Here is a 12593-nt window from a genome sequence, read left to right as displayed (position 1 = left end):
CCCGGCCGCGCGCGCGAGCCCCGGGCCGGGACCGTGGGGTCCCGGCCCGGGGCCGGCGGGCCGGGCGACAGGGCTCCGCGGGCCACGGCCCGGCTCAGGCCCCGACGTACTCGGCGAGGTGCTCGCCGGTGAGGGTGGAACGGGCGGCGACCAGCTCGGCGGGGGTCCCCTCGAAGACGATCCGGCCGCCGTCGTGACCGGCCCCCGGCCCCAGGTCGATGATCCAGTCCGCGTGCGCCATGACCGCCTGGTGGTGCTCGACGACGATGACCGACTTGCCGGAGTCGACGAGCCGGTCGAGCAGGCCGAGCAGTTGCTCGACATCGGCGAGGTGGAGGCCGGTGGTCGGCTCGTCGAGGACGTACACACCGCCCTTCTCGGCCATGTGCGTCGCCAGCCTGAGCCGCTGGCGCTCACCGCCGGACAGCGTGGTGAGCGGCTGGCCGAGGCTGAGATAGCCGAGCCCGACGTCGGCGAGCCGCTCCAGGATCCTGTGTGCGGCCGGTGTACGCGCCTCGCCCGTGCCGAAGAACTCCTCGGCCTCGGTCACCGACATCGCGAGCACCTCGCTGATGTCGCGGCCGCCGAAGTGGTAGTCGAGCACCGACGCCTGGAACCGCTTCCCCTCGCACTCCTCGCAGGGGGTGGCGACGCCCGCCATCATCGCCAGATCGGTGTAGACGACGCCGGCGCCGTTGCACGTCGGACAGGCGCCCTCGGAGTTGGGACTGAACAGCGCGGGCTTCACGCCGTTGGCCTTCGCGAAGGCCTTGCGGATCGGGTCGAGCAGTCCGGTGTACGTCGCCGGGTTGCTCCGCCGCGACCCGCGGATGGCCCCCTGGTCGACCGAGACGACGTCCACGCCCGCCGGGATCGAGCCATGGACGAGCGAGCTCTTTCCGGAGCCCGCGACGCCGGTGACGACCGTCAGCACGCCGAGCGGGATGTCGACGTCGACGCTTCGCAGGTTGTGCGCCGTGGCGCCGCGGATCTCCAGCACCCCGGCGGGCTCGCGCACGGTCTCCTTCACGGCCGCCCGGTCGTCGAGATGGCGGCCGGTGATGGTGTCGCCGGCCCGCAGCCCCTCGACGGTGCCCTCGAAGCAGACGGTGCCGCCGGCCGAACCCGCGCCGGGACCGAGGTCGACGACATGGTCGGCGATGGCGATCGTCTGCGGCTTGTGCTCCACGACGAGCACCGTGTTGCCCTTGTCCCGCAGCCGTAGCAGCAGGTCGTTCATCCGCTGGATGTCATGCGGGTGCAGCCCGATCGTGGGCTCGTCGAAGACATAGGTGACATCGGTGAGCGAGGAGCCGAGGTGCCGGATCATCTTGACGCGCTGCGCCTCGCCGCCCGACAGCGTGCCCGACGGCCGGTCGAGCGAGAGATAGCCCAGCCCGATCTCGACGAACGAGTCGAGGGTCCGCCGCAGCGCGGCGAGCAGCGGAGCCACCGACGCGTCGTCGAGGCCGCGCACCCACTGGGCGAGGTCGCTGATCTGCATCGCGCAGACATCCGCGATGCTCAGCTTCCTGATCTTCGACGAGCGGGCTTCCGCGCTGAGCCGGCTGCCGTCGCAGTCGGGACAGGTCGTGAAGGTGACCGCCCGCTCCACGAACTCCCGGATGTGCGGCTGCAACGCCTCCTTGTCCTTGGACAGGAAGGACTTCTGGATCTTGGGGATCAGCCCCTCGTAGGTGAGGTTGACACCCTCGACCTTCACCTTGGTCGGTTCCCGGTAGAGGAAGTCCTGCATCTCCTTCTTGGTGAACCTGCGGATCGGCTTGTCCGGGTCGAGGAGACCGGACTCCGCGTAGACCCGCACGGTCCAGAAGCTGTCCGACTTCCAGCCAGGGATGGTGAACGCGCCCTCGGAGAGCGACTTGGAGTCGTCGTAGAGCTGGGTGAGGTCGATGTCGGAGACCGTGCCGCGGCCCTCGCAGCGGGTGCACATGCCGCCGGTGCGGGTGAAGGTCCGCTTGACGGTCCTGGTCCGGTCGGCGCCGCGGTCGACCTTGAACGCGCCGCTGGCCTGGACCGAGGCCACGTTGAAGGAGAACGCCTGGGGCGAGCCGATGTGCGGCTTGCCCAGCCGGCTGAAGAGGATGCGCAGCATCGCGTTGGCGTCGGTGGCGGTGCCGACCGTGGAGCGGGGGTCGGCGCCGAGGCGCTGCTGATCGACGGTGATCACGGTCGTCAGGCCGTCGAGCACATCGACCTCGGGCCGCGCCAGGGTCGGCATGAAGCCCTGTACGAAGGCGCTGTACGTCTCGTTGATCAGCCGCTGCGACTCGGCGGCGATGGTGCCGAAGACCAAGGAGCTCTTGCCCGAACCGGAGACCCCGGTGAACACCGTCAGCCGGCGCTTCGGGATCTCGATGCTGACGTCCTTGAGGTTGTTCACGCGCGCGCCGTGCACGCGGATCAGATCGTGGCTGTCGGCTGCGTGCGGCGCGGTCGGCTGCGTGTCCGTCCTCTTGGCCATGCTCGTCGTGTCTCCGTCTGTCGGGCGGAGCCGCCTGGCGGTCTCCGTCTGTGTCGCCCGGCTCGATGTCGCCGGCTGCCGGCGGTACGTCCGGCTCCGCTTCTTCGGTACGGCGGCGGTCCGCCGCCCGGTCGGGCCACCGGTACCAGTACGGCCCGGGGCCCGGCCTCCCGAGAGGTCAGCGGATCTCGTTGATGCGGATGAGATTGCCCGCGGGGTCGCGGAAGGCGCAGTCGCGGATCCCGTACGGCTGCTCGGTCGGCTCCTGGACGACCTCGGCACCACCGGCCTGCAACTTGTCGAAGGTGCCGTCGAGGTCGGCGGTGGCCAGGGTGATGAGGGCGTACGTGCCCTTGGCCATCATCTCGCCGATGGTGCGCCGCTCGGTCTCGGTGATGCCCGGGTCCCCGGCCGGCGGGTGCAGCACGATGGACGTACCGGGTTGCCCGGCGGGGCCGACCGTGATCCAGCGCATGCCGCCGAACCCGACGTCATTGCGGATCTCGAAGCCCAGGATGTCGCGGTAGAAGGCGACGGAGGCCTCCGGATCCTCGTGCGGGAGGAAACTCGAATGAATCGTGATGTCCATGGACGTCACGCTAATCACGGCCCCGTGGGCGCGCTTCTCGATTCCTGATCGGTCTGGTCACCTGCTTCGCCACGCACGACGGGATGCCCGCCGTGGAGCGCGAGGCCTCGCGCCGGTAGACGCTGGGCGGCATGCCCACCAGCTCGGTGAAGCGCGTACTGAAGGAGCCCAGCGAGGAGCAGCCGACCGTGAAGCAGACCTCGGTGACGCTGAGATCGCCCCGCCGCAACAACGCCATCGCCCGCTCGATGCGCCGCGTCATCAGATAGCCGTACGGCGACTCCCCGTACGCCTGCCGGAAGGCGCGGCTCAGGTGCCCCGCCGACATGTGCACGCCCCTGGCGAGCGCCTCGACGTCCAGCGGCCGGGCGAACTCCCGGTCGATCCGGTCGCGGACACGACGCAGCCGGGCGAGGTCGCGCAGCCGCTGTGCCTCATCGGGTCTGCTTGTCATCTGCGAGATCGTGCCACATCGCACTGACAGTCGCCCGCCGGACCGGGGTCCGGCCCCGGACACGCCGGAGGGCGCCGACCGGTGGTCGGCGCCCTCCTCACGGGATGGCCGGGGACGCGTCAGCTGCAACCGCTGGTCGAGCCGCAGCCCTCGCAGATGTAGCAGGATCCGGCGCGCTGCATCTTCGTACCGCACGAGAAGCAGAGCGGCGCGTCCGCGCTGATGCCCAGCTGCATCTCGACGAGCTCCGCCGAGGTGTGCGCGGTCTTCGGGGCCGGCTGCTGCGCCTCCGGCACCGCGGCCACCGCCTTCAGCGGCTCCGTCCGCACCGGGGCGGACTGGGCCAGGGTCTCGACGTCCAGCTCCTCGTCGTCCATGGAGGGCTCGTAGGAACCCGTGTCGAGGTGGCGCTGGCGCTCCTCGGCCGAGTGGATGCCGAGAGCGGAGCGGGTCTCGAAGGGCAGGAAGTCCAGCGCGAGGCGGCGGAAGATGTAGTCGACGATCGACTGCGCCATCCGCACGTCCGGGTCGTCCGTCATGCCGGCCGGCTCGAAGCGCATGTTGGTGAACTTCGAGACATACGTCTCCAGCGGAACGCCGTACTGCAGACCGACCGAGACGGCGATGGAGAAGGCGTCCATCATGCCCGCGAGGGTGGAACCCTGCTTGGACATCTTCAGGAAGACCTCGCCGAGACCGTCGTCCGGGTAGGAGTTGGCGGTCATGTAGCCCTCGGCGCCGCCCACCGTGAAGGAGGTGGTGATGCCGGGACGGCCCTTGGGGAGGCGCTTGCGGACCGGGCGGTACTCGACGACCTTCTCGACCGCGGTGCGGATGGTCTCCTCGGCCTTGGCGGTGACCGCCTCCTTCTCCTTCTCCTTGGTCTTCGCGGAGAGGGGCTGGCCGACCTTGCAGTTGTCGCGGTAGATCGCGAGCGCCTTGACGCCCATCTTCCACGCCTCGAAGTAGACCTCCTCGACGTCCTCGACGGTGGCCGTCTCCGGCAGGTTCACCGTCTTGGACAGGGCGCCGGAGATCCACGGCTGGATCGCGGCCATCATGCGCACGTGACCCATCGCGGAGATGGAACGCTCGCCCATGGCGCAGTCGAAGACCTCGTAGTGCTCGGTCTTCAGGCCGGGGGCGTCGATCACGTTGCCGTGCTCGGCGATGTGGGCGACGATCGCCTCGATCTGCTCCTCCTGGTAGCCCAGGCGGCGCAGGGCCTGCGGAACGGTGCCGTTGACGATCTGCATCGAGCCGCCGCCGACCAGCTTCTTGAACTTGACCAGGGCGAGGTCGGGCTCCAGGCCGGTGGTGTCGCAGGACATCGCGAGGCCGATGGTGCCGGTCGGGGCGATGACCGAGGCCTGCGCGTTGCGGAAACCGTTCTTCGCGCCGAGCCGGATCACGTCCTGCCAGGCCTCCGTGGCGGCGGCCCAGATCGGGTTGTCCAGGTCGTCCATGTGGACGGCCGCGGCGTTGGCGTCGGCGTGCTGCTTCATGACGCGCTGGTGCGGCTCGGCGTTGCGGGCGTAGCCGTCGTACGGTCCGACGACCGCGGCGAGCTCGGCGGAGCGCTTGTACGAGGTGCCGGTCATCAGCGAGGTGATGGCACCCGCGAGGGCGCGGCCGCCGTCGCTGTCGTAGGCGTGGCCGGTCGCCATCAGCAGGGCGCCGAGGTTGGCGTAGCCGATGCCGAGCTGGCGGAAGGCGCGGGTGTTCTCGCCGATCTTCTGGGTCGGGAAGTCCGCGAAGCAGATCGAGATGTCCATCGCGGTGATGACCAGCTCGACGACCTTGGCGAAGCGCACGGACTCGAAGGACTGGTTGCCCCTGCCGTCGTCCTTGAGGAACTTCATCAGGTTCAGCGAGGCGAGGTTGCACGAGGTGTTGTCCAGGTGCATGTACTCGGAGCACGGGTTCGAGCCGTTGATCCGGCCCGACTCCGGGCAGGTGTGCCAGGCGTTGATGGTGTCGTCGTACTGGATGCCGGGGTCGGCACACGCCCAGGCGGCCTCGGCCATCTTGCGGAAGAGGGACTTGGCCTCGACCTCTTCGATGACGTCGCCGGTCATGCGGGCCCGCAGCCCGAACTTGCCGCCGGACTCGACGGCCTTCATGAACTCGTCGTTCACCCGGACCGAGTTGTTGGCGTTCTGGTACTGGACGGACGTGATGTCGTCCCCGCCCAGGTCCATGTCGAAGCCCGCGTCGCGCAGGGCGCGGATCTTCTCCTCCTCCTTCACCTTGGTCTCGATGAAGTTCTCGATGTCGGGGTGGTCGACATCGAGGATGACCATCTTGGCCGCGCGGCGGGTGGCGCCACCGGACTTGATCGTTCCGGCGGAGGCGTCGGCACCGCGCATGAAGGAGACCGGTCCGGAGGCGTTGCCGCCGGAGGAGAGCAGCTCCTTGGAGGAGCGGATGCGGGAGAGGTTCAGGCCGGCGCCGGAGCCGCCCTTGAAGATCATGCCCTCTTCCTTGTACCAGTCGAGGATCGACTCCATGGAGTCGTCGACGGCCAGGATGAAGCAGGCCGAGACCTGCTGCGGCTGGGGCGTGCCGACGTTGAACCAGACCGGCGAGTTGAAGCTGAAGATCTGGTGCAGGAGGGCGTACGCCAGCTCGTGCTCGAAGACCTCGGCGTCCGCGGGAGTGGCGAAGTAGCCGTTCTCCTCACCGGCCTTGCGGTACGTCTTCACGATCCGGTCGATCAGCTGCCGCAGACCGGTCTCGCGCTGCGGGGTGCCGACGGCCCCGCGGAAGTACTTGCTGGTGACGATGTTGACCGCGTTCACCGACCAGAAGTCGGGGAACTCGACGCCACGCTGCTCGAAGTTGATCGAGCCGTCGCGCCAGTTGGTCATGACGACGTCACGGCGCTCCCACGTCACCTCGTCGTACGGATGTACGCCGGGAGTGGTGTGGATGCGCTCGATACGCAGACCCTTGCTCGGCTTGGCTCCCTTGGCTCGGGAACCTCGTGCCGGGCCGCTCGCCGTCTCTGTCATGCCGCCTCCCATATGTGGGCAAAAACACCCTGAAGTGCCCAGAACTTCCCGGGGCACTGTCTGTCTCTGATGCTTCGGGCACCACGCGGAGCGCCCGGAGCAGGTCTATGAAGTCGCCCTGCGGCCGATCCACGGAACCGTGTCGATCGACCGGCGCCGATCAGTCGGCGGCGACGGCGGGAACGGGGACCTCAAGGGTCTCGCCGCTCCCGCACTCCTCCACGAGGGGCCGCCGTTCACGCAGTTCCGCGATGGCGGCCTCGAAGTCTTCGAGCGTGTCGAACGCCCGGTAGACGGACGCGAAGCGCAGGTACGCGACGAGGTCGAGCTCCTGCAGGGGGCCGAGGATGGCCAGGCCCACGTCATGAGTGGTCAGCTCGGCGCTGCCGGTGGCGCGCACCGCCTCCTCGACCCGCTGGCCGAGCTTGGCGAGGGCGTCCTCGGTGACCGGCCGGCCCTGGCACGCCTTGCGCACGCCGGAGATGACCTTGGTGCGGCTGAAGGGCTCGGTCACGCCGCTGCGCTTCACCACCATCAGCGAACAGGTCTCCACCGTCGTGAAACGGCGGGAGCAGTCGGGGCACTGGCGGCGGCGTCGGATCGACGTGCCGTCGTCGGTGGTGCGACTGTCGACGACCCGGCTGTCGGGGTGCCTGCAGAAGGGGCAGTGCATGGCTCCCAACCCTCCTTCACAGCACGACTGAATAGCCTCTCCAGGGCCTGTCCGGCCCTTCGAAGCTGGTCACAAGCATAGGCGATGGCCACACCCTCGGCGGACCGGGGACCACAACTTCTGGGTGGCCGGAACAATCCAACCACTAGATCTAGGGTTTGGCCGCGCATCCGGCCCTACCGCGTGTCGCAGCTCACGAGCGACCGGCAGGCAGTCCACGGCCGCGTAAGAGGTTACGGGAACCGCGCGGCGGCCGGGATCGCGGGGCCCCGCGCCGCCGGCCCCGGACGGCGACCCGGAGGCCGCCCGGTGTGGCGGCGTCGCACCGGCGGCCGTTAGCGTAATGACCCGAATTCCGGTCGGCCCGCAGCGGGGCCCGCGACGCCCCGGTCATCGCACATACACCCGGCAGAGAACGCGCGGCACACTTTTATTCGTTTTTCACTCGAACGTGTGTTTGGCGCAACCTTTCGAAAGCTACTACCGTTGTCCAGCTAGGGAGACCATTCGAGAGGGGCCGACGTGACCACCACCGCTGACAGTGCCACCATCACTGCCCAGGACCGCTCCCAGAGCCGATTCGAGCCGGTGCATGCCATGAATGACTCAGTCACGAACATGGAGGGGCCGGAGCCCGCGCGCCCAGCGCGCTCATTGCCCGGACGACCTCCTGGAATCCGGGCGGACAGCTCGGGGCTCACGGACCGGCAGCGGCGAGTGATCGAGGTGATCCGGGATTCCGTGCAGCGGCGCGGCTATCCGCCCTCGATGCGGGAGATCGGCCAGGCGGTGGGCCTGTCGAGCACGTCCTCCGTCGCCCATCAGCTGATGGCCCTGGAGCGGAAGGGCTTCCTGCGCCGGGACCCCCACCGCCCGCGGGCGTACGAGGTCCGTGGTTCGGACCAGCCCAGTTCGCAGCCCACCGACACGACCGGCAAGCCCGCCGCGTCCTATGTGCCGCTGGTCGGCCGGATCGCCGCCGGTGGTCCCATCCTCGCCGAGGAGTCGGTCGAGGACGTCTTCCCTCTCCCCCGCCAGCTCGTCGGTGACGGCGAGCTGTTCGTACTCAAGGTCGTCGGTGACTCGATGATCGAGGCGGCCATCTGCGACGGCGACTGGGTCACCGTCCGCCGTCAGCCCGTCGCCGAGAACGGCGACATCGTGGCAGCCATGCTGGAGGGCGAGGCCACGGTCAAGCGCTTCAAGCGGGAGGACGGCCATGTCTGGCTGCTCCCGCACAACTCCGCGTACCAGCCGATCCCCGGTGACGAGGCGACGATCCTCGGCAAGGTGGTGGCGGTGCTGCGGCGGGTGTGAAGCCCGCCGCCTTCCGACCGGGCCCCGGGATCCACTGCGCCGATCCCGGGGCCCTGCTCATGCGCTGGGGCCCCTTCCGTACCGGGGTCCCTTCCGACCGATCCGGCTGGGCGCCTGCGCCGGAATCCGCCCCCGAGGCACCCGATGCGTGCTACTTGCCGTCGGCCTTGGCCGCCGCGTCGATCGCGGCGAGCGAGCGGCGCGCCTGGTTGCGGTCGGTGGTGTACCAGAAGTCAGGCAGCGAGGCGCGCAGATAGCTGCCGTACCGGGCATTGGCCAGGCGCGGATCGAGCACGGCGACCACGCCCTTGTCGCCCGTCGCCCGGACGAGACGGCCGGCGCCCTGAGCCATCAGCAGCGCGGCATGCGTCGCCGCGACGGCCATGAACCCATTGCCTCCCGCACTCTCCACCGCTTTCTGGCGCGCGCTCATCAGTGGATCGTCCGGGCGCGGGAACGGGATGCGGTCCATGACCACCAGCTGGCAGCTGGCCCCCGGCACATCGACGCCCTGCCAGAGCGACAGCGTGCCGAAGAGACAGGTCTCCGGATCGGCCGCGAAGTTCTTGATCAGCTCCCCGAGCGTCTCCTCGCCCTGCAGAAGGATCGGCTTCTCCAGCCGCCCCCGCAGCTCCTCCGCGGCGGCCTGGGCCGCCCGCATGGAGGAGAACAGCCCGAGCGTGCGCCCGCCCGCCGCCTCTACCAGCTCGGCGAGCTCGTCCAGCATGTCGGTGCGGGAACCCTCGCGGCCCGGCGTCGCCAGATGCCTCGCCACGTACAGGATGCCCTGCTTCGGATAGTCGAACGGCGATCCGACGTCCAGCCCCTTCCACTGCGGGACGTCGTCCCCCGCGGTGCCTTCGGGAGCCAGACCGAGCGAGGCGCCCACCCCGTTGAAATCCCCACCCAGCTTGAGCGTGGCCGAGGTCAGGACGACGGACCGTTCGGCGAAGAGCTTCTCGCGCAGCAGCCCCGAGACGGAGAGCGGAGCGACCCGTACCGAGGCGCCGAAGCGGTCGTGGCGCTCGTACCAGACGACGTCGTACTCGGAGCCCTGGGTGATGCGCTCCGCGACGCCGTGGATCGTCTCCACCGACGCCATGGCCTGCTTGCGGACGGCGTCCTCGTCCTGGACGGACTTGTCCCGGGTGGCGCCCAGGGCCGAGATCACCGTGCGCGCGGCGTCACGCAGGGCCAGCAGCGCGTAACCGAGGTCCTCGGGGACCTCTTCCAGCCGGCCCGGGAGCGCCAGCTCCATGACCCGCTCGAACCCCTCCGACGCGGTCTGCAGCGCGTCGGCGGCCTTCTCGTTGACCAGCTTCGCGGCGCGGCGCACCGCGCGGTTGACCTGGCCGGGGGTGAGCTCGCCGGTGGCCACGCCCGTGACCCGGGAGACCAGCTCATGGGCCTCGTCGACGATCAGCACCTCGTGCTGCGGAAGCACCGGGGCGCCCTCGATGGCGTCGATGGCGAGGAGGGCGTGGTTGGTGACGACAACCTCGGCGAGCTTGGCCCGCTCACGGGCCAGCTCCGCGAAGCACTCGGCACCGTAGGCGCACTTGCTCGCACCCAGGCATTCGCGGGAGGAGACGGAGACCTGGGCCCAGGCACGGTCGGAGACCCCGGGAGTGAGGTCGTCCCGGTCGCCGGACTCGGTCTCGTCGGACCAGTCTCGCAGCCGGAGCAGGTCCTGGCCGAGCTTGCTCGACGGGGCGGCGGCCTCGAACTGGTCGAAGAGGCCCTCCTCCTCGTCCTGCGGCACCCCTTCATGGAGCCGGTGCAGGCAGAGGTAGTTCGACCGGCCCTTCAGCATGGCGAACTGGGGGCGTCGGCGCAGCAGCGGGTGCAGCGCGTCGACCGTGCGCGGAAGGTCGCGCTCCACCAGCTGGCGCTGGAGCGCGAGCGTCGCCGTGGCCACCACGACCCGCTCCCCGTGCGCCAGCGCGGGCACCAGGTAGCCGAGGGACTTGCCCGTGCCGGTGCCGGCCTGGACGAGCAGATGGGAATTGTCGTCCACGGCCTCGGCGACGGCCTCGGCCATGGCGGCCTGACCGGGTCGTTCCGTACCGCCGACGGCGGTCACGGCGGCGTGCAGGAGCTCGGGGAGGGATGGCTTCGTCATAGCCCGACCAGCGTACGGCTCACCACTGACAACAGCGGTCACTCCCGGACTCCGTCACAGGGGTGGAGCGGGTTGGGAACCGTCTTGTGGATGGCCGCGTGCGGGCGCTGGGGCCGGTCCCGGTACCCGTCGACATGCAGACGATTGCGGTTCAGACAGAGGCGTTCGATGCGCGGGGTCAGCAGGTCGAACATCTCGAACCGCTCCTTGAGCTCGGGGAAGCGGGCGTGGTGGCGCAGGATCTCGGCCCGTACGAGTGACCAGAAATCGGCCTCCGGGACCCCCAGCTGCTCCTCGCACAGCGGGGACAGGAAGCGGAACACGCCGATGAACAGGCCGGAGTGGATGAACTGGGTGAGGAAGGAGGGCTCCTCGGTCAGCAGGGTGCGGCGCACGTCCTCGGGCATCGAGTCGTGCTCCGGCAGCGACCGGGCGCTGACGTTCACGTCGTCGACGAAGTCCTTGATCGCCAGGCGCACCGGTACGTCCTGGTCGTCGAAGACCACGATGGCGTTCTCGCCGTGCGGGGAGAACACCGTGCCGTACCGGTAGAGGAAGTGCAGCAGCGGCGGCAGCAGGGCGGCGAAGAGACGGGTCAGCCAGGCGGTCGGCGTCAGCCCGGAGCGGGCGACGAGTTCGGCCGTGAAGGCGCGGCCCCGCGGATCGGTGTGGAGCAGCGAGGCGAGGGTCCGGGCGCGCTCGCCGGGGGCGAGCCGGGGCAGCAGGGGTTCACGCCAGATCGCGCCGAGGATCTCCTTGAACTGGTACGGGGCCTCGGGAAGGTGGTCGTACAGCGGGTGCTCGACCGCCACCGAGGCCACCTCGCCGAGCAGGATGACCCGGCAGGTGTCACGGAGGAAGGTGTCCTGGTCGCGCAGGCCGTGGACCCAGGCGGTGACGGCGGGGGCCGCGAGGGTGCGTTCGGTCGGCAGTCCCCGCCAGACCAGCGTGTTCAGGATCGACAGGGGCAGCTTGACCGTGTGCCGGTCGGCGCGGGCCACATTGCTGAAGGTGCGGATCGACTGCTGCGCCAGCCGGAGGTCCGGGTCGGCGTGCAGCGGGACGATGTCACCGGCCGCGATGGCGGGGGCGAAGACCGGAACGATCCATTCGTCCCACTGCCAGGGGTGGACCGGGAGGAGGAGGTAGCCGGCGGGGTCGAGGCCGCGGGCGCGGAGCACGGCGGCGAAGGAGTCGCGGACCCGCGGGTCGAGCTCCTGGGCGTACAGCCGCTCCGGCTCGGCCAGTCCGGCCACTCCGCGGTAGGCGGCGATCTTCGTGGAGACCGCGATCCACGGCAGCGTGAGGGGCTTGCGGGCCTCGGGGGTGTAGCGGGAGGCGTCGGTGGCGGAGAAGCCGAGGCGGCCCTTGTTGGCGACCAGCCAGGGGTGGCCGGTCTGGTGCCCCTCCAGCTCGGCGTAGTCGAGGTCGGCCAGCCGGTCGGCGGTGAGCGCGGTGTGGTCGAGCCGGGCGTCGGCGGTGAGGGTGGTGGTGATCTCACGGATGAGGTGGCCGAGGGTGGCGCCGTCGATGTCGAGGAGCCGGCGGGCGCGGACCAGGAACTGGAGGGGATCGCGGAAGGGCACGGCCCCGGTGGTCTCGCCGTCCGGGTCCCCGGGAGCGCTCCCGCGCGTTTCCACGACGGAGCCGGGAACGATGTGCCAACTCCCGTACACCCCCCGCCGGGCACGGAAGGCCAGGGTCCCGCCGTCGTCGAGGCCGAGGGTGTACGTATCCTCTCCGCCGGCCTGCCGGGCCGGCTCGACGACTTCCTCGTAGGCGAATTGGCCGAGCATTTTCGCCAGCAGTCGGGCGGCGGCACCGTCCCAGACCGTCCGGTTCAGTTCTGGCGTGCTGAGCAGTTCGGCTGAGTCCGCTGAATCACGGCTCGCAGGATATTTCGGCACGGGGACTCCTCGGGATGGAACCGATGGGGTTC

The 12593-nt window shown here is 69.9% G+C and carries 8 protein-coding genes; 1 reads left to right on the top strand and 7 read right to left on the bottom strand.

What is annotated here, in order from left to right; translation table 11 throughout:
* Window positions 1-94: 94 nt before the first annotated feature.
* From ACFVFH_RS15880 to nrdR, 5 genes are all read right to left on the bottom strand, one after another.
* Window positions 95-2485, bottom strand: coding sequence for an ATP-binding cassette domain-containing protein (locus ACFVFH_RS15880; protein WP_383768193.1), 2391 nt, complete (start codon window positions 2483-2485; stop codon window positions 95-97).
* A 178-nt stretch (window positions 2486-2663) separates the two neighbouring features.
* Entirely contained in the window at window positions 2664-3074 is a 411-nt protein-coding gene (locus ACFVFH_RS15875) for a VOC family protein (protein ID WP_383768190.1), read from the bottom strand.
* A 10-nt stretch (window positions 3075-3084) separates the two neighbouring features.
* Complete coding sequence (locus tag ACFVFH_RS15870; protein ID WP_383768186.1) at window positions 3085-3528, bottom strand: helix-turn-helix transcriptional regulator; 444 nt, start codon at window positions 3526-3528, stop codon at window positions 3085-3087.
* A 119-nt stretch (window positions 3529-3647) separates the two neighbouring features.
* The gene (locus ACFVFH_RS15865; protein ID WP_383768183.1) at window positions 3648-6542 is read right to left on the bottom strand and encodes a vitamin B12-dependent ribonucleotide reductase; all 2895 of its coding nucleotides are present in this window, start codon (window positions 6540-6542) and stop codon (window positions 3648-3650) included.
* A 160-nt stretch (window positions 6543-6702) separates the two neighbouring features.
* Window positions 6703-7215, bottom strand: a complete 513-nt coding sequence (nrdR, locus tag ACFVFH_RS15860) for a transcriptional regulator NrdR (RefSeq protein ID WP_383768181.1) — start codon at window positions 7213-7215, stop codon at window positions 6703-6705.
* A gap of 522 nt (window positions 7216-7737) precedes the next feature.
* Between nrdR and lexA the strand changes: the two genes are divergently transcribed.
* Window positions 7738-8532, top strand: a complete 795-nt coding sequence (gene lexA, locus ACFVFH_RS15855; RefSeq protein ID WP_383768179.1) for a transcriptional repressor LexA — start codon at window positions 7738-7740, stop codon at window positions 8530-8532.
* A gap of 151 nt (window positions 8533-8683) precedes the next feature.
* Here the strand turns inward: lexA and ACFVFH_RS15850 are convergent, their stop codons facing one another.
* Together ACFVFH_RS15850 and ACFVFH_RS15845 are read right to left on the bottom strand one after the other, a co-directional pair.
* A complete protein-coding gene (locus tag ACFVFH_RS15850; protein WP_383768176.1) occupies window positions 8684-10654 on the bottom strand; it encodes an ATP-dependent DNA helicase in 1971 nt (656 codons plus the stop codon).
* A 38-nt stretch (window positions 10655-10692) separates the two neighbouring features.
* Entirely contained in the window at window positions 10693-12561 is a 1869-nt protein-coding gene (locus ACFVFH_RS15845) for an IucA/IucC family protein (protein WP_383768175.1), read from the bottom strand.
* Window positions 12562-12593: the final 32 nt, after the last annotated feature.

The organism is Streptomyces sp. NPDC057697, from assembly GCF_042799335.1.
Taxonomy (GTDB): Bacteria; Actinomycetota; Actinomycetes; order Streptomycetales; family Streptomycetaceae; genus Streptomyces.
This window is presented reverse-complemented; position numbering and strand designations above follow the sequence as displayed.